This is a genomic window from Acidaminococcus sp. (assembly GCF_050873445.1).
In the GTDB taxonomy this organism is placed as follows: Bacteria; Bacillota; Negativicutes; order Acidaminococcales; family Acidaminococcaceae; genus Acidaminococcus.
Genome location: NZ_JBNMIU010000007.1, coordinates 35,804 through 57,272 on the forward strand (window position 1 = coordinate 35,804; position 21,469 = coordinate 57,272).

The window sequence follows — 21,469 nt, forward strand, 5'->3', positions numbered from 1 at the left end:
AGAGAGAACCCAGACGGGAACAAAAGAGAGAAAACAAGCGGGAACAGAAAAAATTGTCCATCATCCCCCTGGGCGGGCTGGGTGAAATCGGCAAGAATATGACCGCTTTTGTGTACGGCAATGATATGATCCTGGTGGATGCTGGTCTGGCATTCCCCGATGATGATATGCTGGGCGTGGATCTGGTGATTCCGGATACCACTTTCCTGCAGGAAAATAAAGAGAAATTCAAGGCTATTTTTCTGACCCACGGCCATGAAGACCATATCGGCGCATTGCCCTATGTGATGAAGGATTTCGACGTACCGGTATACGGTACGCCCCTGACTTTGGGTATCCTGTCCGGACGCCTGAAGGAAAACGGCGTATCCGACAGCAAGTGCAAAATGGTGAAACCGGGTGCTACCGTCCGGACCGGGGCCTTCCGAGTGGAATTCATCCGGGTCAACCACAGTATTCCCGATGCGGTTGCCCTGGCCATCCATACTCCTGTGGGCGTGATTGTACACACAGGCGACTATAAGTTCGACCAGACCCCGGTGGACGGTCAGGTGGCAGATTATGCCAAACTGGCCGAAGTGGGCCGCAAGGGTGTCTTGCTGCTGATGAGCGATTCTACCAACATTGAACGGACCGGATATACGCCCAGTGAAAAGAGCGTAGGCAAAACCCTGGACGAACAGTTCCGTGCCGCCAAGAACCGGGTCATCGTGGCAACGTTCTCTTCTAACGTGCACCGGATCCAGCAGGTAATCGATGCTGCCGTCATGACCCGCCGGAAGGTGGCTGTCATCGGCCGCAGCATGGTGAACGTGGTGAACATCTCTATTGAAATGGGTTATCTGAAGGTTCCCCAGGGTGTATTGATCGATATCGATGAATGTCGCAACTATGCACCCCGCCAGATTGCCATTATCACCACCGGCAGTCAGGGCGAACCGATGAGTGCACTGACCCGCATGAGCAACAATGACCACCGGAAAGTATCCATTATGCCCGGTGATACAGTGATCATTTCTGCTACCCCCATTCCCGGCAACGAGAAAGGCGTGGCACGGACCATCGACAACCTGTACAAACAGGGTGCCGAAGTGGTGTACGGCCGTGAACAGGGTATCCACGTTTCCGGTCACGCCAGCCAGGAAGAAATCAAGCTGATGCACCGTTTGATCCATCCCAAGTTCTTCATGCCGGTGCATGGCGAATACCGTCATCTGGTGAAACATAAGAAACTGGCCATGCAGCTGGGCATGCCCAAGGAAAATATCGTTATTGCTGAAAATGGTTCCGTTGTGGATCTGACCCGGGATTCCATCGGGATTTCTGGTAAAGTGACCGCAGGCCGGGTACTGATTGATGGCCTGGGTGTGGGAGACGTTGGCAATGTGGTGCTGCGCGACCGCCGTCAGCTGTCCCAGGACGGGATCCTGATTGTGGTGGTGACCATCGACCACAGCACTTACCGGATTGCAGCTGGCCCGGATATCGTATCTCGTGGCTTTGTGTATGTGCGTGAGTCCGAAGAACTGATGGAAGGGGCCCGGGATCGCGTCCTGAGCACCTTGGACAAATGTCATGAAAACAATATCACTGAATGGTCCGCTTTAAAGAGTGCCGTCCGGGACAGCCTGGGCCGGTATCTGTTTGACAAGACCAGACGGCGTCCCATGATCCTTCCGCTGATCATGGAGATCTGATTGTACGAAAATTAAAATCTTCAGGAAGGGAACAGCGTGGAGAAAAAAGAACGAACTCGCAGGAACAACAAAAAAATCGAATTTACCTTCAACCGGGAAGTGCTGGGCATCCTGCTGGCTGCTTTCGCCATTGTGATGCTCTGTGCTCTGGTCGGACTTCCTATGGGAAGTGCCGGGGCTTTCCTGGAAAGAGTGCTGAAGTTTGCACTGGGAATCGGAGCATTCCTGTTCCCTCTGTATGTCCTGGTTCTGGGACTGGGTTATATCCTGAACCACGAACATCTGCGATTTTCCAAGAAGTTCTTTACTCTTCTGCTGTTCCTTGTTTCTGTCCTGAGCCTGTGGCATATGCATAAGGTGCCGGAGGGCAAGGAACTGATCCCTGAATACCTGATGACCGGTGGTGGCCTCCTGGGAGGCGCCATCGTGTTTGTTTTAACAAAGGTGGTGGGCCGGATCGGGGCGATGATTTTCCTGATTGCTTCGGCTCTGGATTCCATGGTGCTGTCCGGTAAATTCTCCCTGCGGGCGCCTCTGCAGACGGCCAGTGACGGAGTGAAGGAAGGCGCCGAGAATGTGGCGCAGAAATGGGAAGCATATCAGGATCAGCGAAAACGCAGTCACAATGCTTTTTATGACCAGGAAAAGGATGACGGCAATTACCATAAGCCCAAGGCTGCCGAAGAAAAGAAAATCACTCTGGCTGAACGCTTGAAAGAGAAGGTGAACAAGGCCGGGAATGCACCGCTCCTGAAATTCCAGAAAGATCAGGTGGATACGGTGGAACCGCCGCGGAAGTTTACAATCACAAACAGCCAGGATGCACAGCCGAAGCCGACCGCAGAAGATAAGCCCCAGCATTCTCAGACCACCCGGCTTGAGAATGCGGAGACAGGGGAAGTGATTCCCTATGAATTCCCGCCGCTGGATCTGCTGAATCCGGATCCTCCCGTGAATCCCCGGAACTACCAGGCGGAAATCGAGGAGCAGGGCGGTACGATCGAGCAAACCCTCCACGATTTCGGCGTAAATGCTACATTGGTGAATGTGACCAAGGGACCGTCGGTGACCCGGTATGAACTGGAACCGGCCCCTGGGGTCAAGGTGAATAAGATCCAGAACCTGGCGGAGGACATTGCCCTGAAACTGGCGGTTTCCAGTGTACGGATTGAACCCATTCCGGGCAAGGCGGCCATTGGCATTGAAGTGCCTTCCAAGACCAGTCAGCCCGTTTCCTTCCGATCCATCGTGGATTGTCCGGAAGTGAAGAACGCCAAGGGCAAGCTGGCCATTGGCCTGGGCAAGGATATTTCCGGCCATGTGGTGGTGGCCGATCTGACCAAGATGCCCCATCTGCTGATTGCCGGCAGTACCGGCAGCGGCAAGAGTGTGTGTATCAATACCATCATCTGCAGTCTGCTGTATAAAGCGGCTCCTGATGAAGTGAAGCTGATCCTGGTAGACCCCAAAGTGGTAGAACTGACCAATTATAACGGTATCCCCCACCTGTTGACTCCTGTAGTTACGGGGCCTAAGCAGGCGGCCAGCGCACTGCACTGGGCGGTGGTGGAAATGGAACGGCGGTACAGCCTGTTCGCCAAAACCCAGGTGCGGAAAATCGATGATTACAACAAGCTGGTGCAGCCTGGCGAGAAACTGCCCTTCATCGTAGTCATCATCGACGAATTATCCGATTTGATGATGGTGGCAGCGGTGGACGTGGAAGATGCCATCCTGCGTCTGGCTCAGAAAGCCCGTGCTGCAGGGATCCACCTGATACTGGCGACCCAGCGGCCCTCTGTAGACGTATTGACCGGGACCATCAAGGCCAATATTCCGTCCCGGATAGCGTTTGCTGTATCCAGCCAGATTGACAGCCGGACCATCCTGGATACCAGCGGTGCCGAAAAGCTCCTGGGGAAGGGAGATATGCTTTTCTTCCCAACGGGCGAAAACAAACCCATCCGGGTTCAGGGCGCCTACATTGCGGATGACGAACTGAATCGGGTTGTCGATTTCATCAAAGCGGAGGCTATTCCTACTACCTATCATCAAGAAGTGACCACCCAGGAGCTGAATGGTGAGAAGGACAGCAGGAAGGAAAACTCCGAAGATGAAGAAGATGAGCTGTTTGAGGATGCGGTGGAAGCCGTCATGGATGCCCATCAGGCGTCCTCGTCCATGCTCCAGCGCAAGTTCCGTATCGGGTATACCAGGGCAGCCCGACTGGTGGATGCCATGGAAGAAAGGGGTATCGTAGGGCCGGCGGACGGCAGCAAACCACGGCCGCTGCTCATGAGCCCCACTACCATCCGACAAAAGTTCTTCACCAAAGGTCTGAAGGAAGAAGGCCGGGATGAACTGTAATTTATCCTGCTAAGAAAGAGGACGAACCATGAAAAACAAAATTGGAACCTATTTACGGCAGCACCGGGAAGAAAAAAAACTGACACTGGAGCAGGTTGCCGAACATACCGGAATCCGGGAACCCTATCTGGAAGACCTGGAGAATGGGGATTTCCACAAAATCCCCGGTGATGTGTTCATCCGCGGTTTCCTGCGGAATTACGGGAATTATCTGGGCCTGGATGGTAATGGCCTGGTGGAAGCCTACCGCACGGGGAGTGAGCCAGAAAAAATCCTGGAGGATGCAGGCCATATTGCACCAGCTTCCGAAGCTCCCAAGAGCACGGATACCATCATCCTGCGGCAGGCTTTGGACAGTATGGAACCCCGGAACAGTTCCAAACCGGAAACCAAGTCGGCGGATGCTGTGGAATCGGTAGATTCGGAGCCGGCCAAACTGGAAACGGAGCCTTTTGATAAAGTGGCAGCCCTGAAGGAAATGGAACCGGTGGGCTACGGCTATAAGCCCCATAAAGAGAAATCCCAACCGGCAGCACCGGTGGAAGCCCCGGAAAAACAGGCCATGGAAGAGACCCGGATCATGAAGCCGGTGAAGCCCTCTGCCAGGCCGACACAGGAAATCAAATCGGAACTCCAACCGTCCGTGGCATCCCAGATGGCAAAAACAGTGGAGGTCAAGACGGCTGCTCCGAAAGCAGATGCAAAAAAAACGGAAACAGCAATTGCCAAACCGGTCCAGAAATCGGCTGAACAGCTAAAAAAGACTCCGGAGACTGTATCCAAAGCGGCTGCTGCAGTGGCTCCGGAACAGGGTAAGAAGCATGGTTCGCCCAAACAGGCCCTGAAGAAGATGGAAAAAGCCCTGAACAAGGAAAATATGGAGGAAGCCCTGACGGACAGCAAGGCCAAGATGGGCGGTTTTCTTGACAGAATCCATAAATTCATCGATGACAATCTGTATGAAACCGTGCCTGAGGATGAAGAAGGCGAGGAATACGGGGCTACTTCGGCGGATAACAGCAGCAAGGCTCCGGCTTTCAGTTTCAAGGTGTTTACTGGTGTGTTCGTTGTGTGCCTGGCTATCTTTACAGTGGTAATGGCCTATTTTGTGTTCGGCGGCAAGACAACGCCGGATTTGAAGGCCACGGACAGCATCACCGATGGGGTGAAGTCCGACCATTCTTCGGAAAAAACGCCGGAGAACAAGAAAGAGGCCGAAGAAACCAAGGCCAAACAGGAAGAAGCCAAGGGTGATGAAAAGACCCTGGGTAAAGGCAATGGCGTCACCGTTGTAGTAACCTATAAGAAGCCGGTGTGGACCCAGACAACCATCGATGGCAAACAGGTGGAAGCCGCCACCATCGCCAAGGGTTCCACCCGGACCTATAAAGGCAGCAAAAGTGTATCTGTAAACGTAGGCAGTATCCGGGACGTGACGATTACGGTCAACGGCAAGGAAGTGCCATATGGCTCGAGGGAATGGGGCGTAGTAACCCGTACCTTCAAGGCAAAATAGGATGAAATGGAAGGAGTAATGACTTGGAAATCGGAGTAGTCAGCCTGGGGTGTCCCAAGAATCTGGTGGACTCGGAAGTGATGATGGGTCTCATCGAGAAGCGCCACTGGATCATCACCAACGATCCTACCCATGCGGATGTGATTATCGTGAACACCTGTGGCTTCATCGAAAGCGCTAAGACAGAATCCATTAACACGATCCTGCAGATGGCGGAATACAAGAAAGACGATGTCCATCGAAAACTAATCGTTACCGGGTGTCTGGGACAGCGGTATGCTGATGATCTGTTCAAAGATCTGCCGGAGGTAGATGCCATCATCGGCACGGAATGTTATGACCAGATTGGCAGCGTCATCGACCGGGTGGAAGCCGGTGAGCGGTTCATCCTGCTGAAACCGCCTCAGAAATATACCCAGAAAACAAAACGGGTACTGACCACCCCCAGGTATACGGCATATCTGAAGATCGCCGAAGGATGCAATAACCGGTGTTCTTACTGTGCCATCCCCAAAATCCGGGGCCCGTACCGCAGCCGTCCTTATGAAGAGGTGCTGCAGGAAGCCCGCGATCTGGTGAGCCAGGGCGTCCGGGAGTTGATCCTGGTAGCCCAGGATACCACCCAGTATGGCATCGATCTGTACCACAAACTGCGCCTGGCCGATTTGCTGAAAGACCTGGACCAGATTCCCGATTTGAAGTGGATCCGTATCCTGTACTGTTATCCAGATTCTTTTACCGATGAACTGATTGAAACCATGGCTACCTGCAAGAAGGTATGCCATTATGTGGATCTGCCACTTCAGCATGCCAGCAACAGCCTGCTGAAGACTATGCACCGCCGGGATACCCGGGAACAGGTGGAGGAACTCCTGGCCAAGCTGCGCAAGCGCATGCCGGACATCTGCCTGCGGACCACGTTCATTGTAGGCTTCCCCGGGGAGACAGATGAACAGTTTCAGGAACTGCTGGATTTCGTGGAAAAAGAACGGTTCCAGTGTGCCGGCGTGTTTACCTACAGTCAGGAAGACGGCACGGAAGCCGGGGCCATGCCCAATCAGATTCCCGATGAGACCAAGCAGGACCGGTATCATACCCTCATGAGTCTTCAGGCTCAGATTTCGGAAGAAATCCAGCAGGAACGGGAAGGACGTGAGCTGGAAGTGTTAATCGAGGGCAAGGACGAGGAAGACTCGAACCTGGCCGTAGGCCGCAGTTATGCGGAAGCCCCGGATATCGATGGCAAGATTTATGTGGAACAGGCAGGAAATCTGAAGGCGGGGGACTTTGTAAAAGTCCGCATCAGCCAGGGTTTCACTTATGAAGCAGTGGGACAGATCGTAAAGGAGTGAATTTCCCGTGAAAGTGGAAGTCATCAATACCGGAACGGAACTGCTGCTGGGAGATATTGTCAATACCAACTTCCAATACCTCTCCCGGATGCTCAATGATGCCGGTTTCAATGTGTTGTATCAGACTACCATTGGTGACAATGGGGACCGACTGCTGGAAGTACTGGATATCGCCCTGAAACGGGCGGATATCATCATTACTACCGGGGGCCTGGGGCCTACCCGGGGTGATATTACCAAGGAAATGGTGGCCAGGAAGCTGGGGCTGCCCCTGGTACCCAGTGCGTTCTGGCTGGACAAGCTGACGAAATATTTTGCCGCCCGCCAGGTGACCATGACCGAGAATAATAAAAAGCAGGCCATGATTCCCCAGGGTGCAGTGGTGTTCAACAACGAAGTGGGAACGGCTCCGGGAATTGGGGTCTGGACTTTGGATCACAAACTGATCGTTATGCTGCCCGGTCCTCCGGCGGAGACCACCCACGTATTCGGCCAGCAGGTGATGCCCTACCTGCGCAAGAGCTATGCGGCCCAGGGAGTCATCCATTCCCGAGTGCTGCATCTGCGGGGCCTGACGGAATCCATGGTGGCAGAAAAGCTGGATCAAATCATCATGGCCCAGACCAATCCCACCATTGCACTCTATGCCCGCAAAGGCGAGATCATCATCCGGATTACGGCCAAGAGTGATACTCTGGAAAAGGCGGAAGCCATGAATCATGGCATCGAGGACGAGATCCGGACGGTGTTGGGCCAGTACATTTACGGCGTGGATTATGAAACCCTGCCGGAAGCCCTGGGCAAGCGGCTGAAGGAAAAACATCTGACCATTGCCTTTGCAGAATCCTGCACTGGTGGTCTGGCGTCCAGTCTGGTGACGGACGTGCCGGGCAGTTCGGAATATCTGATGGGTTCCGTGGTTTCTTATACCAATGACGTGAAACACCGGCTGCTGGGCGTGCAACAGGAAACCCTGGACAAATACACGGCTGTCAGCGAACAGACGTGCCGGGAAATGGCGGAAGGAATCCGGAAGCGGATCGGCACGGACCTGGGTATCAGCATCACCGGTATCGCTGGTCCCGGCGGTGGTACTCCTACTCAGCCCGTAGGGCTGGTGTATGTGGGTGCAGCCGATAAAAATGGTACCCATGTACTGGAATGCCGGTTCAAGGCTTCCCGGACTACCATCAAGCTTCGGGCGGCCATGAATGCTTTGAGCCTGGCCATGGACCGGGTCAAGGATTTATAAATTCGTATATGTATCGTAATAAAGGAGAATTGAATGACTGACACGTTACAAGAAGAAAAAGCACCGGAGATTACTTCTTTTGAAGATCTCCAGCTGGATAAGAAAATCATGAGTGCTCTGAAGGAAATGGGCTTCGAAGAACCATCTCCCATCCAGAAACGGGCTATCCCTCTGGCTCTGGAAGGAGATGACCTGATCGGTCAGGCACAGACTGGTACCGGTAAGACTGCTGCTTTCGGAATCCCCATTATCCAGAAAATCAATGAAAAAGACCGTCATATCCAGGCTCTGATCATGAGTCCTACCCGGGAACTATGCATCCAGGTGGCTGATGAAGTTTCCAAAATCGGTAAGAACAAGCGGGTACGGGTACTTCCGGTATACGGCGGTCAGCCCATTGAACGGCAGATTCGCAGCCTGAAACGGGGCATCCAGGTGGTCATCGGGACTCCTGGCCGTCTGCTTGATCATATCCGCCGGGGTACCATCGACCTGGAATACGTGCACTTCCTGGTGCTGGATGAAGCTGATGAAATGCTGGATATGGGTTTTGTGGATGACATGGAAAACATCATCAGGAATGTGCCGCCTGAACGGCAGACGATGCTGTTCTCTGCCACCATGCCCCGGCCCATCCTAAGCATCAGCAAGAAATACATGCGTACTCCCAAGATGGTGGCCATCCACAAAGAAGTGGTGACGGCGCCCACCATCGACCAGTACTATTATGAGACCCGGGATAAGGTGGATGGCCTGTGCCGGATCCTGGACACCACTGATGACTGCAAGATGATTATTTTCTGCCGCACCAAGAAAGGCGTTGATGAACTGGTCATCGCCCTGGCTACCCGGGGTTATGAGGCTGAAGGGCTCCACGGGGATCTGAGCCAGAACCAGCGGGATCGGGTCATGAAGAAGTTCCGCAACGGCCAGGTGGATATCCTGGTGGCTACGGATGTAGCTGCCAGAGGCTTGGATATCGATAATATCACCCATGTGGTAAATTTTGACGTACCCAGCGACAGCGAAAGCTACGTACATCGGATTGGCCGTACAGGCCGTGCCGGCAATAGCGGCGTTGCCCTGACCTTCATCACGCCCCGGGAATTCCGTCAGCTGAAGCTGATTGAACGGAGCATCAAAACCCGGATCATCCGGGGAACTCTGCCTACCGACGCCAGCGTGCTGGAACGGCAGCGGGAACAGATTGTTTCCAAAATGCAGACCATCCTGGAACAGGATCGGTATCAGGACTATCTGCCCATTGTGGAAACCCTGGAAAAAGATTACGATATCCAGGATATTGCTGCTGCAGCCCTGAAATTCATGCAGGAAGGCGCCAAGGCCCTGGAAGAACCCCAGGAGGAAGGTGCTCTGCCTGATGCCCTGGCCAATACCGGTGCCAAACCGGGTATGGTACGGCTGTTCCTGAACATCGGCCGTTCTTCCCGGGTGACAGTGCGGGATATCGTCCAAAGCATTGCCATTGAAGCGGAGATTCCGGCTCGCAGCATTGGTCGGATCAGCATCTACGACAAATTCAGTTTTGTAGAAGTTCCCATGGAATATGCGGAAAAAGTCCTGGCAGTGATGCACCGGAACACCATTCGGGGCTGCCGGGTGAATATGGAACCTGCCAAAGCACGAGTGTAATCGACAAGGAGTTCTCTTATGTCTCAAACGATCTACGGAAGGACGGAGGGTCTGAAGAAACAGGTCCTTACCCAATTGGAAGCGATCTATGAGCAAAGAGCCGACGAGGGCCAACTGATTAGTCATGAGTTGGCCCTTGTTTTGCGCAACCTTTCGGACGAAATCAACCGGGAAATCTCTCTGTACATCGACCGGAAGGGCAAAGTGACGGCGGTGGCCGTGGGCAGTGACTGTCATGTAGATCTGCCCCAGGTGGAATCCCGGCGTAGTCAGAACCGGCTGTGCGGGGTAACCTGTGTTCACACCCACCCTCATGGTGCACCCCGGCTCAGCGGTGTGGATTTCTCCGCACTGCGGGATTTGCGCTTCGATGCCATGGCAGCCATGGCCTGGGAGACTGCGGACAGCGAACCGGCGTTGAGCTTTGCCATGATCACCGATCTGAATGATGATCACCAGCCGGTTCTCCAGGAGTTCGGCCCTTATCGGGTTAAGGACGTGGCAGCCATGCCTTTCGGTAATATGGTCCATCTGATTGAAAAGCTGCTGGCCAAACGGTCCCGGAATCACAATTTAGAAGAAGGACCGGAACGGGCCATGCTGGTATCCTTAGCCTGGGGAAATCTGGATACCCGCTGGAGCGCTGAAGATTCCGTGGAAGAGCTGGGACAGCTGGCTGAAACGGCCGGTGCGCAGGTCATTGGAAAATTCGTCCAGAGTCGGCCGAAACCGGATCCAGTGTTCTTCATCGGTAAGGGTAAGGTACAGGAAATGGCTCTGTTTGCTCAGCAGGAGGATATTGATTTGTGCATCTTCGACGATGAACTGTCTCCGGCTCAGCAGCGGAACCTGGAACGAGCTCTGGGCGTACGGATCATCGATCGTACCGGCCTAATCCTGGACATCTTTGCCAAACGGGCCAAAACCAGTGAAGGCAAGCTACAGGTAGAACTTGCCCAGCTGCAGTACATGCTGCCCCGAATCATGGGGCAGGGCACCAGTCTTTCCCGGCTGGGTGGCGGTATCGGGACCCGTGGACCAGGCGAAACCAAACTAGAAGTGGACCGACGCCGGATCAGAGATCGGATTGCCTTCCTGGAGGAACAGATCCGGAAAATGAAGGGAAACCGGAAACAGCAGCAGCGGGCCCGGAACAAGAGTGAAGTGAAACAGGTATGTTTGGTGGGCTATACCAACGCCGGCAAGAGTACTCTGTTGAACCAGCTGACCCATTCGGATATCTATGCCCAGGATCAGCTGTTTGCTACATTGGACCCTACTACCCGTCAGCTGGAATTACCGGACGGTGACGTGTGTACCCTGACAGATACCGTAGGGTTCATCCAGCGGCTGCCCCATCAACTGGTAGCAGCCTTCAAATCTACCCTGGAAGTGGTGAAGGATGCAGACCTGCTGGTCCATGTGATCGATTGTTCCCATGAGCTTTACAGGGAACAGGCCGAAGCTGTGTACCAGGTACTTCAGGAGCTGGAAGTTACCGATAAGCCCATCCTGACCGTGTACAATAAGGTGGACAAGCTGCACCAGTTCGAGGGGATGCAGCATCGATTGGAACAGGAGGGACACACCGTCTGTGTTTCGGCAAAGACAGGTGACGGAATCGCCCAGCTGCTCCAGGTTATGGCCGATATGCTGGGACAGGATATGACGGAAATTACCCTGTGCATCCCCTACGCTGAAAGCAGGGTAGCAGCTCAACTCCACAACGATGCCAAGATCATCAGTGAGGAATACGGTGACCAGGGTATCCTGGTAAAAGCCAAAATGAAGAAAGCAATGGCCGATCAATTATCGGCTTATCAACAATAATCCGTAGGAGCTTACTAAGGGTCGCGAAGTGATTACGCCTGGTAAGCCTGCAATTGATAGATGAGGAGTATTTATAAAATGATCCAATGGGATGAAATTGAACGGAAAGCGCTGAACACCGTAGCCCAGCATACCAAAATTCATGAAGAAGCGGCTCTGGTCAATACCAAAAAGGTATTGGATGCTTTTGCCAAACATCAGGTAGCTGATTACTACTTGAAACCCACTACCGGCTACGGTTATTCCGATGTGGGACGGGATCAGCTGGATCTGATCTATGCGGATATTTTCAGGACGGAAGCTGCCCTGGTCCGTTCTCAGTTTGTTTCTGGCACCCACGCTCTGGCTGTGGCCCTGCTGGGCAATCTGAAACCTGGCGATGAAATGATTGGCGCTACTGGCGAACCCTACGATACCATGCAGACTATCATTGGCTCGCCGGTAAAGGCCCCGGGCAGCCTGGTGGATATGGGTGTTACCTACAAGGAAATTCCCATGGAGGGCGATCATCCTGATATCCCTGCTCTGCTGGCTGCTATCACTCCCAAAACCCGTCTGATCCACGTACAGCGCTCTTGCGGCTACAGCAGCAAGCGGAAGACTTTGACTGTGGCTGAAATCGGAGAAATTTTTGAGGCTGTGAAGGCCGTTCGTCCAGATATTATCTGTTTCGTAGATAACTGCTACGGAGAATTTATTGAAAAAAAGGAACCTACGGAAGTGGGTGCTGATTTGATGGCCGGCTCCCTGATCAAGAACCTGGGCGGTGGTTTTGCACCTACCGGTGGCTATATCGTAGGTAAAAAAGAGCTGGTGGAACAGGCCTCCTATCGTCTGACTGCTCCCGGTCTGGGCGGTGAGATGGGCTGCACGCTGGGAGACACGGCCCGGGAATTCTATCAGGGTCTGTTTATGGCACCGCATGTGGCGTTGCAGGCTGTGAAGACCTCCATGTTCGCCGCTTCTGTGTTCCAGTCTCTGGGCTTTGAAGTTTCTCCGCTGCCTGATGACGTGCGCAGTGACATCATCCAGACCATCACCTTGAAAACTCCGGAGAACCTGTGTGCCTTCTGCGAAGCCATCCAGGCTCATTCTCCCATCGATGCTCATGTAACACCGGTGCCGTCTCCGTTGCCGGGTTACCAGGACGATATCATTATGGCAGCCGGTACCTTTGTGCAGGGTGCTTCCATTGAACTCAGCGCGGATGGTCCCATGCGTGCTCCGTATAAAGTCTTCATGCAGGGTGGATTGACTTTTGAACACGGCCGGATTGCTGTCATGGCAGCTGCCAAGCAGATTATGGCAAAGCAAGGAAAGTAAAAAAGCTTTAAAATATAAAAATTGCTCACAGATGGCTAAATTCTATCTGTGAGCGTTTTTTGATGGTTTTACTATAAAGTATATGTATAACACAAAAAATCGTCTCTGAAGTCAATTTCAGAGACGATTTTTTCATTGTTTTTTATTACAGCGTCCGGAAAACAGCGATGACTTTTCCTTTGATTTCAATGTTATCAGTGCCAACAATAGGGGTGTAGGCATCATTTTCTGGTTGCAGACGAATCTGTTTCAGCTCCCGGAAATATCGTTTGATGGTGGTTTCCTCACCATTGATCAGGGCAACTACGATATCGCCATTGGTAGCATAATTCTGTTTCCGCACAAACACATAATCATGATCCAGGATACCAGCATCTTTCATACTGTCGCCTTCGACTACCATCATGAATACATCTTCCTTACAGCCAATCAAATCCAGGGGAATGGGGTAGGTGTCTTCGATGTTTTCCACAGCAAGCATAGGATCACCGGCATGGACGGCACCAACCAGAGGAACGGGGACCATGCTTTTTTTTCGCCAGCTGATTTCTTCCGTCAGGCCATAGGTGCGGGGCTTTTCCGGATCCCAGCTCACAAAACCGGCTTCTGCCAGCTTCTTCAAGTTATTGTGTACAGAGGCACTGGAAGAAAGCCCTACAGCTTTGCCAATTTCACGGACCGAAGGGGGGTACCCGTTGGAAAAGATATATTGTTTGATATAGTCGAGAATCTGGCTCTGACGGGCATTGATGGTGCCTCGGGAACCCATTTTCTTATCAGTCGCTTCAGACATAGGACAACTCTCCTTATCGTATCGGTAAAACAATATCATTCAAAGTAAAAATGGAATAGCATGATTCAAGATATTTCATCAAACTGCCGATAATCCAGGCGAACGGAATATCAGCTTTGGAATCAATTCAGCTAATTATACTTTTATTAAGTATAACAAGAAAACAATTGTGTGTCAAACAAGCGTTTGAGTTCCAGGAAGTCTTACTTTATAAAAAAGGAGAAAAGTGTTTCAGCAGAAATGGACACCTATTTTTAAGAAAATTTTACGTCCTATAATATATATTATGTTAAATAATGTGGATAAAATTGCAGGGGACGTTGTCCACTACAATAGGATTGCTATGAAAACGTGCACAGTTCTGTTTAAAAAATTCTCGAATTGGTTCTTTTTTGTCAAAGTCCTCCGTGGTATAACAAGACTCATACACAAACTGACATCTTTACCAAAGGAGTTCTTACTATGCATCAACGTGTTGCTGCCATCAATGATCTGTCCGGCTTGGGACGATGTTCCTTAACGGCTGATATTGCCGTCCTGGCTGCCATGGGTCTGGAATGCTGTCCGTTGCCTACGGCAATCCTGACTACCCAGACCGGATATCCGGATTATCGGTGTGTTTCTTTTACCGACCATATGGATGCATATCGTCTTCACTGGCAGCGACTGGGTGCATCGTTTCAAGGTATCCTTTCCGGGTATCTGGCTACGCCGGAGGCTGCAGATTGTGTGGAAGCTTTCCTGGATGCATTTCAGCAACCGGGTACTTTGTATCTTTGCGATCCGGTGCTGGGCGACAATGGCCATGTGTATCGGGGATTTTCGAAAGCGTCCATACAGGCCATGGAGAAGCTGGCCAGGCGGGCGGATATCCTGACCCCCAATCTGACGGAGTTCTGTATCCTGACAGGTACAGAAATAGGACCAATGCTCAAACTGGGCCAGGAAGATCCGGAAGCCCTGTTTCAGACACTGCAGGAAAAAGCATCTATTTATCATGAAAAGAAGCTGGTCATTACCGGTATCCCCCACTCTTCATCTTCAGGTGAACACCTGGTCACCAATCTGGTGATGGATCAGGGCCCGATGAAACCGGTGACCTTCCCCCACCTGGGCGGTACTTATTCTGGCACCGGAGATTTGTTCGCGGCGGTGCTCCTGGGAAGCCAGCTGCAGGGCCGGAGTTTGGCCCAGGGAGCACAGCTGGCTGGAAATTTCATTGGCAGTGCCATCCGTTCTTCTAAAATGGAAGGAACACTTTTTAATGACGGGGTCAATTATGAACCCTATCTCTCTTTATTAGGAAAGGAATGATTGTCTATGTCTATGAAACAGAGAACCCAACAGGAAAAAATGCGGCTGCTGGTGCTCACGGGACTTTTTGCGGCACTGATCTGCTTGTTCACTGCTTATATCTGCCACATCCCCCTGGGTGCCAATGGCGGATATCTGCATTTCGGCGATACTCTGATTTATGTAGCAGCAGCTCTGCTTCCCCAGCCTTATGCGCTATTGGCGGCAGCCATCGGTGGCGGACTGGCAGATCTTCTTACTTCGCCCATGTGGGCCCCGGCTACGATCATCATCAAGGCATTGATCACGCTGCCTTTTACCTGGAAGGCACGGAATCTGCTGTGTACCCGGAACCGGATTGCACCGTTCATTTCCTGGATTATTTCCACCATCGGGTATTATTTGGCAGAAGGCCTGATTTTCGGCCAGTATGCGGCTTTGATCACATCTGTGCTGGGCAGTGCCCTGCAATCGGGCGGCAGCCTGCTGTTCTTCTATCTGGTGGCGGGTGTGCTGGATAAGCAGGATATCAAAGACAAGCTTTTTGTAAGTGGCAGTTCCAAACTGTCTGCTTCGGAGAAGGGATGATAGAAATGGCAAAAATTTTATATACGTATAAAGATGGTGTATACGCTAATCTGACCAATCTGTGCAACTGCCGCTGTACGTTCTGTGTGCGGTTCCAGCATGAGGGCATCGGGGATGCTTCTACTCTGTGGCATAAAGTCAATCCGACCTGGGAACAGGTGAAGACGGCTGTGGATGCCTTTGATTTTACCGATTATAAAGAGTTGGTATTCTGCGGGTATGGAGAACCTACCTGTGCTCTGGATTTGATGCTGACAACGGCCCGATACGTAAAAAAAATTCACCCGGAACTGAAACTGCGGGTGAATACCAATGGATTAGGTAACCTGGAAAACAAGCGGGATATCGTTCCGGAACTGGCTCAGGTCCTGGATGCAGTTTCCATCAGCCTGAATGCACCGGATGAAGCGGATTACAACAAGGTGACCCGCCCTACTCTGCCAGGAGCCTATCAGGCCATGCTTGATTTCGCCCGGGAGTGCAAGAAAGCCATTCCTGATACCCGGATGACAGTGGTGGATGTACTGCCTCCGGATCAAATTGAAGCCAGCCGAAAAGTAGCTGAAAAATGTGGCATCAAGCTGCGGGTACGGCATTTCAGTTGATAAAATCCTTCTTCCAAAGTGACGGGGGTGTGAATTTTTTCACACCCCCGTTTTTGATTTGATATCAGCTGTTTTTCTTTCTTCCTTCAAGGATATGCGAGACGATAATGGCACAGGAGGCGTCTCCGGTGATATTTAGAGTGGTACGCCCCATATCGAAGATCCGGTCCACACCGGCAACCAGTGCGATGCCATCCACCGGCAGGTTTACGGAAGCCAGGACCATGGCCAGCATAATCATTCCGGCACCGGGTACACCAGCCGTCCCTACGGACGCCAGGGTGGCAGTCAGTACGATGGTCAGCATCTGAGGAAGAGTAAGGTCGATGCCATAGCAGGAAGCAATGAATACAGCACAGACTCCCTGATAGATGGCAGTGCCATCCATGTTGATGGTGGCACCCAGAGGCAGGGTAAAGCTGACTACTTCCTTGGAAGCTCCCAACTTGGTGGCAGATTCCATGTTAATGGGCAGGGTCCCTACGGAGGAAGCACTGGAAAAAGCAAAAATCATGGCAGGCATCATTCCCTTGAAAAACTTCAGCGGGCTCATTCCACCAATGGCTCGTACAGCCAGGGAATATACGATAATGGCATGCAGTGCATAGGCGATGTATGCACAAAGGATGACTTTGGCCAGAGAGCCGATGACTGCCGGGCCATTCTGAGCCACTACCGGGCACAGCAGGCAGAACACGCCAATGGGAGACAAGGACAGAATCATTTCCATGACTTTCATGAACACGTCGTTCCAGGTGTTGATGAATTCAGCCGCCTTTTCTCCTTTCCTGCCCAGGGCGATGATGGCGATGCCGATCAAAATAGCCATGACGATGACCTGTAGCATGTTACTGCTGTTCAACGGGGCAATGAAGTTGGAGGGGAACAGATCCACGATCATTTTCATGAAGCCGGGATTGGAATTCTTGACTTTAAAGGCCAAATTTGCGGTAGAAAGTGCCGGGAAAGAGTCTTTGAAACTGTTGGCGACGAGCAGGCCGATGGTGATGGCAATGGCAGTGGTAAAGAAATAATAGACCAGGGTGATGCCTCCGATGGAGCCTACTTTCCGAATGTCACTGAGGGAAACCACCCCTGCCATGATGGAAAAAAGGACAATGGGTCCTACTACAAATTTTACAAGATTCAGAAAAATCATGCCGAATGGTTTGATGTAATTGATGGCAAAGGAAACATTCCCCTGCAGTGCCAATCCGGCGATGATCCCCAAAATCAGAGCGATGAAAATCTGAATCGCCAGTGGCATCTTCTTTTTCTTCGGTTGGACAGCATCCATAGTAAACTACCCCTTTCAGGAACATGAGAAAAGCATAAAACTGTAACCTTTCGCAGTACAGCCATTATAGCATATTTACAGATATTCGTACAGGGATTTTTCAGAAAATTACAAACAGAGCATATAAGGAGCGGGCGCACCGGGCGACATCGCTACGCGAGTCCTGGTACGCCCCTACGGTGTATGTCAATCATTCTGCCATGCTTTTTTGTAGGGAGTACCAAGACCGGCACAGCCGTATTGCCCGGTACCCCCCCTTCCCTGGCCTTCCAGTGGGAATCATTTACTCTTCTTCCGCAATGGCAATCACAGTTTTGCAGGCTTTTTCCAGTGATTGCAGGGGCAGGTACTCGAACCGGCCGTGGAAGTTGGCTCCACCTGTGAACAGATTCGGGCAGGGCAGCCCTTTATAAGAGAGTACGGCTCCGTCTGTACCGCCTCGGATGGGACTGATGACGGGTGTCACACCTATTTTTTTCATGGCCTTTTGGGCCCGTTCCACTACATCCATATGGCCGTTCTCGATGACACTGAGCATATTGTAATACACATCATGGCTGTTTACTGCTACACTGCCAGCGCCATATTTGGCATTAAAGAAATCCGCCATCTTTTCCAGGAGTACTTTCCTGGCTTCGAATTTCTGTTTGTCGTGATCCCGGATCAGCATGTCCATGCGGCAGATTTCTACCGTGCCGCTGATGCCGTACACATGGAAGAAACCTTCACGGGCTTCCGTGTACTCCGGTTTCTCACCGGCCGGCAGCAGCTGCTGCCATTCTCCTGCCAGGGTCAGGGCATTTTTCATCTTGCCTCTGGCAGAACCAGTATGGACACTGCGACCGTGGAAGGTGATCACTGCATTGGCCGCATTGAAGTTTTCGTATTCCAGACCGCCCAGTTCACCGCCGTCCACTGTATAGGCAAAATCAGCACCGAATTTTTTTACGTCGAAATACTGAGTCCCCCGCCCTACTTCTTCATCGGGGGTAAAGCCGATGCGCAGGGTACCGTGCTTTATTTCGGGATGAGCCAGGAAATATTCCATGGCTGTCACAATGGCAGTGATACCGGCTTTGTCATCTGCCCCCAGGAGTGTGGTACCATCGGTGAACAGAATGTCCTGTCTCTTATAGCGGAGCACTTCCGGAAAATCTTTCGTAGAAAAGATGATGTCCTTCTCTTTGTTCAAGACGATGTCTTTTCCATCATAATCTTTCACCAGTACAGGTTTCACAGGGCCGCCAGGAGCGTCTGGAGCTGTATCCATATGGGAAATGAACCCGATCACCGGACCTTTTTCACTGCAATTGGCCGGCAGGGTAGCCATCACATATCCGTGGTCATCCAGAGACACGTCGCTGAGCCCCAGTGCTTTCAGTTCTTCCGCCAGGTGCTTCGCCAGCACCAGCTGATTGGGCGTACTGGGAGAAACCTGGATATTGGCTTCGCTGGACTGGGTGTTGAAAGAAATATAATCTTCAAACCGCTGGAGTAGTTTTTCCTGTAAGTTTTCCATGGGTATGCATTCCTTTCCGGTTTATGGTTGTAGTATCTATTGCTAGTATAAGATGGGAAAAACAGAATGTCAAAAAAAGAACATGAATTGGCTATGCTGCCAGCTTCAGGAGAACATGGACCAGCATGCACAGCAGGATGCCGCAGATGGTGGGGACCAGGAAGGCCATGGCGGTCCAGCGCAGGCTCTGGCTTTCTTTGTGCATGGTGAGCAGCGTGGTGGCGCAGGGCCAGTGAAGCAAGGTGAACAGAATCATGCAGACGGCAGTGTTCCAGGTCCAGCCGTGAGCCACCAGAAGGTTATGCAGGGCGGGGCCGCTGATTTCCAGCAGGCTTCCCTGCTGCAGGTAGGTCATGATGATCAGCGGCATGACGATTTCGTTGGCGGGAAGACCCAGAATGAACCCGGCCAGGATGGTTCCATCGAGTCCCATCAGATGTCCCAGCGGGTCCAGAAAACCGGTCAGGTGCTGCAGCAGGGTCCCCTGCCCTACGGTCACATTGGCCATAATCCAGATAATCAGGCCGGCGGGAACAACGGCGGTGACGGCCCGTCCCAGCACCTTGATGGTCCGGTCCAGGATGCTGCGGATCAACACCTTGAAAATCTGGGGACGCCGGTAAGGCGGCAATTCCAGTGTGAAGGAAGACGGAACCCCTTTCAGTACTGTATGGGACAGGAGTTTGGATACTGCCAGGGTAAGGACTACACCCAATAAAATCACCAGTACCAGGATGCCGGCACCTTTCAGGGTAGTCAGAGGGCCCTCTTCACTAGTGCCCAGCAAGAACAGGGTGATGATGGTGATCAAAGTGGGAAACCGGCCGTTACAGGGTACGAAGTTGTTGGTGATCATGGCGATGAGCCGTTCCCGTGGGGAATCGATGATCCGGCAGCCGGTGATCCCGGCTGCATTGCATCCGAACCCCATACACATGGTCAGGGCCTGTTTGCCGCAGGCTCCGCAGTTTTTGAAGCACCGGTCCAGATTGAAGGCCACCCGGGGCAGGTAACCGAAATCTTCCAACAAGGTGAATAGAGGGAAGAAGATGGCCATGGGCGGTAACATGACGCTGATAACCCAGGCCGTCACCCGATACACCCCATCCAGCAGCAGACTGATGAAAGCAGGATTGACGTTACAGGCCGTCAGAGTGGCCTTCCATCCATCTAATGGAGAGAACAGCAGATCGGCCAGCAGATCGGAGGGAATGTTGGCGCCCCAGATGGTGATCCAGAAAATTCCCAGCAGCATGAGCAGCATAATGGGAAATCCAGTAAATTTGCTGGTGAACAGGTTGTCCAGTTTCCGGTCTGCCCGGTCAGTTTCTATCGGGGGCATCTCTACGACTTCTTCGCACAGCTGTCGGGCAAATCGAAAATTGCGGCTTGTCTGGGTTTCGGGTGAGAGCTTCCGGGTTTGTACCAGGAAATCGGGCAGTGCCGGGTGGGAATTGCAGGAGTCCAGGACCTCCAGGGCCTGGAGCAATTCCGGCAGCCCCTTTCCTTCACGGGCTGCAGTACCCACTACAGGCACACCCAGACGCTTGCTCAGCAGGTCCAGGCGGAACTTCATCCCCCGCTTTTCAGCCTCGTCCAGCAGATTGACACAGAGGATGACCTTCTGCCCCATTTCCAGGATCTGCAGGGCCAGGTTCAGGTTTCGTTCCAAACAGCTTCCATCGCACACCACGATGACCCCATCGGGATGGCCGTAACAGAGGAAGTTGTGGGCAGCCACTTCTTCTTCCGAACGGGTCCGCAGGGAATAGCAGCCGGGCAGGTCCACCAGGATATAGCCCCGGCCCTTGTGCTCGAAATAGCCTTGGGCGTTCATGACGGTTTTGCCGGGCCAGTTTCCTGTATGCTGATGCAGTCCGGTAAGGGCGTTGAACACTGTGGACTTGCCCACATTGGGATTGCCGGCCAGGGCGATGATTTTGTCGGAAGGATGTTTTTTATGGATTACCAATCCTGAGATAGATAAAGCTAACTCGGGAAGACCCTGCTTGGGTTCCATGGTCACGCCTTCTCTGCTACGGTAATCCGGCAGGCATCTTCCTGCCGCAGGGCGATGATGGTTCCGCAGATCCGGTAGGCACAGGGATCTCCCAGGGGACTTTTTTCCACACAGTCCACCGGGGCCCCATCCACAAAGCCTAAATCCTCCAGCCGCTGACGGATACTGCCTTCCTCGGCAAGTCCGGTGATAATGCCCCGGCTGCCAGGCATCATCTGCGCCAATACTTTTTGATTTTCTTTCATATGTCAGCCTCCTTATATATTACAATTAGTTAGTTATTTCTAACCGTATGGTAGCATGTTCCATGAAGTTTTGCAAGTAGTCATAAGTTCTGTAATTTTGTTACAGTTTCCATAGGGGA

The 21,469-nt window shown here is 52.2% G+C and carries 16 protein-coding genes; 11 read left to right on the top strand and 5 right to left on the bottom strand.

Translation table 11 applies throughout. The features are described 5' to 3' along the window. The first annotated feature begins 53 nt into the window (after positions 1-53). The 8 genes from ACR0QW_RS02310 (at position 54) to ACR0QW_RS02345 (ending at position 12,990) form a co-directional block, all read left to right on the top strand. On the top strand, positions 54-1,697 hold the full coding sequence (locus ACR0QW_RS02310; protein ID WP_432642138.1) for a ribonuclease J: 1,644 nt from the start codon (positions 54-56) through the stop codon (positions 1,695-1,697). A 36-nt stretch (positions 1,698-1,733) separates the two neighbouring features. Then, positions 1,734-4,064, top strand: a complete 2,331-nt coding sequence (locus ACR0QW_RS02315) for a DNA translocase FtsK 4TM domain-containing protein (RefSeq protein WP_432642115.1) — start codon at positions 1,734-1,736, stop codon at positions 4,062-4,064. Positions 4,065-4,092: 28 nt separating this feature from the next. Then, the gene (locus ACR0QW_RS02320; protein WP_432642116.1) at positions 4,093-5,580 is read left to right on the top strand and encodes a RodZ domain-containing protein; all 1,488 of its coding nucleotides are present in this window, start codon (positions 4,093-4,095) and stop codon (positions 5,578-5,580) included. A gap of 23 nt (positions 5,581-5,603) precedes the next feature. Further along, positions 5,604-6,932 carry a 30S ribosomal protein S12 methylthiotransferase RimO gene (gene rimO, locus ACR0QW_RS02325; protein ID WP_432642117.1) on the top strand — a complete coding sequence of 443 codons (1,329 nt, stop codon included), beginning with the start codon at positions 5,604-5,606 and terminating at the stop codon, positions 6,930-6,932. Positions 6,933-6,939: 7 nt separating this feature from the next. After that, positions 6,940-8,184: a competence/damage-inducible protein A gene (locus ACR0QW_RS02330; protein ID WP_432642118.1), complete on the top strand. Its 1,245-nt coding sequence runs from the start codon at positions 6,940-6,942 to the stop codon at positions 8,182-8,184. 33 nt (positions 8,185-8,217) lie between these two features. After that, positions 8,218-9,837, top strand: a complete 1,620-nt coding sequence (locus ACR0QW_RS02335; RefSeq protein ID WP_432642119.1) for a DEAD/DEAH box helicase — start codon at positions 8,218-8,220, stop codon at positions 9,835-9,837. An 18-nt stretch (positions 9,838-9,855) separates the two neighbouring features. Continuing rightward, a complete protein-coding gene (gene hflX / locus ACR0QW_RS02340) occupies positions 9,856-11,667 on the top strand; it encodes a GTPase HflX (RefSeq protein ID WP_432642120.1) in 1,812 nt (603 codons plus the stop codon). 78 nt (positions 11,668-11,745) lie between these two features. Next, entirely contained in the window at positions 11,746-12,990 is a 1,245-nt protein-coding gene (locus tag ACR0QW_RS02345) for an aminotransferase class I/II-fold pyridoxal phosphate-dependent enzyme (protein WP_432642121.1), read from the top strand. A 145-nt stretch (positions 12,991-13,135) separates the two neighbouring features. On the opposite strand, the gene lexA is transcribed toward ACR0QW_RS02345, so the two are convergent. Beyond that, complete coding sequence (lexA, locus tag ACR0QW_RS02350; protein WP_432642139.1) at positions 13,136-13,759, bottom strand: transcriptional repressor LexA; 624 nt, start codon at positions 13,757-13,759, stop codon at positions 13,136-13,138. Between the two features lie 486 nt (positions 13,760-14,245). Between lexA and ACR0QW_RS02355 the strand changes: the two genes are divergently transcribed. The 3 genes from ACR0QW_RS02355 to ACR0QW_RS02365 are packed head-to-tail and all read left to right on the top strand — an operon-like array spanning position 14,246 to position 16,269. Then, complete coding sequence (locus tag ACR0QW_RS02355) at positions 14,246-15,097, top strand: bifunctional hydroxymethylpyrimidine kinase/phosphomethylpyrimidine kinase (RefSeq protein ID WP_432642122.1); 852 nt, start codon at positions 14,246-14,248, stop codon at positions 15,095-15,097. 6 nt (positions 15,098-15,103) lie between these two features. Beyond that, positions 15,104-15,664 carry a TIGR04002 family protein gene (locus ACR0QW_RS02360; protein ID WP_432642123.1) on the top strand — a complete coding sequence of 187 codons (561 nt, stop codon included), beginning with the start codon at positions 15,104-15,106 and terminating at the stop codon, positions 15,662-15,664. Between the two features lie 5 nt (positions 15,665-15,669). Next, positions 15,670-16,269: a TIGR04100 family radical SAM protein gene (locus tag ACR0QW_RS02365; RefSeq protein ID WP_432642124.1), complete on the top strand. Its 600-nt coding sequence runs from the start codon at positions 15,670-15,672 to the stop codon at positions 16,267-16,269. Positions 16,270-16,333: 64 nt separating this feature from the next. Here the strand turns inward: ACR0QW_RS02365 and ACR0QW_RS02370 are convergent, their stop codons facing one another. From ACR0QW_RS02370 to ACR0QW_RS02385, 4 genes are all read right to left on the bottom strand, one after another. After that, a complete protein-coding gene (locus tag ACR0QW_RS02370) occupies positions 16,334-17,566 on the bottom strand; it encodes a dicarboxylate/amino acid:cation symporter (RefSeq protein ID WP_432642125.1) in 1,233 nt (410 codons plus the stop codon). A 283-nt stretch (positions 17,567-17,849) separates the two neighbouring features. Next, the gene (gene pepT / locus ACR0QW_RS02375) at positions 17,850-19,085 is read right to left on the bottom strand and encodes a peptidase T (protein ID WP_432642126.1); all 1,236 of its coding nucleotides are present in this window, start codon (positions 19,083-19,085) and stop codon (positions 17,850-17,852) included. Between the two features lie 91 nt (positions 19,086-19,176). Then, a complete protein-coding gene (gene feoB, locus ACR0QW_RS02380) occupies positions 19,177-21,105 on the bottom strand; it encodes a ferrous iron transporter B (protein ID WP_432642127.1) in 1,929 nt (642 codons plus the stop codon). A 2-nt stretch (positions 21,106-21,107) separates the two neighbouring features. Further along, complete coding sequence (locus ACR0QW_RS02385; protein ID WP_432642128.1) at positions 21,108-21,350, bottom strand: FeoA family protein; 243 nt, start codon at positions 21,348-21,350, stop codon at positions 21,108-21,110. Positions 21,351-21,469 lie beyond the last annotated feature (119 nt).

What these genes read in the sequence shown, in the direction of transcription:
- ACR0QW_RS02320 (WP_432642116.1), top strand. Translation starts at nt 4,093, where the DNA reads ATGAAAAACAAAATTGGAACCTATTTACGGCAGCACCGGGAAGAAAAA.
- ACR0QW_RS02335 (WP_432642119.1), top strand. Translation starts at nt 8,218, where the DNA reads ATGACTGACACGTTACAAGAAGAAAAAGCACCGGAGATTACTTCTTTT.
- hflX (WP_432642120.1), top strand. Translation starts at nt 9,856, where the DNA reads ATGTCTCAAACGATCTACGGAAGGACGGAGGGTCTGAAGAAACAGGTC.
- ACR0QW_RS02345 (WP_432642121.1), top strand. Translation starts at nt 11,746, where the DNA reads ATGATCCAATGGGATGAAATTGAACGGAAAGCGCTGAACACCGTAGCC.
- lexA (WP_432642139.1), bottom strand. Translation starts at nt 13,759, where the DNA reads ATGGGTTCCCGAGGCACCATCAATGCCCGTCAGAGCCAGATTCTCGAC.
- ACR0QW_RS02355 (WP_432642122.1), top strand. Translation starts at nt 14,246, where the DNA reads ATGCATCAACGTGTTGCTGCCATCAATGATCTGTCCGGCTTGGGACGA.
- ACR0QW_RS02360 (WP_432642123.1), top strand. Translation starts at nt 15,104, where the DNA reads ATGTCTATGAAACAGAGAACCCAACAGGAAAAAATGCGGCTGCTGGTG.
- ACR0QW_RS02365 (WP_432642124.1), top strand. Translation starts at nt 15,670, where the DNA reads ATGGCAAAAATTTTATATACGTATAAAGATGGTGTATACGCTAATCTG.
- ACR0QW_RS02370 (WP_432642125.1), bottom strand. Translation starts at nt 17,566, where the DNA reads ATGGATGCTGTCCAACCGAAGAAAAAGAAGATGCCACTGGCGATTCAG.
- pepT (WP_432642126.1), bottom strand. Translation starts at nt 19,085, where the DNA reads ATGGAAAACTTACAGGAAAAACTACTCCAGCGGTTTGAAGATTATATT.
- feoB (WP_432642127.1), bottom strand. Translation starts at nt 21,105, where the DNA reads ATGGAACCCAAGCAGGGTCTTCCCGAGTTAGCTTTATCTATCTCAGGA.
- ACR0QW_RS02385 (WP_432642128.1), bottom strand. Translation starts at nt 21,350, where the DNA reads ATGAAAGAAAATCAAAAAGTATTGGCGCAGATGATGCCTGGCAGCCGG.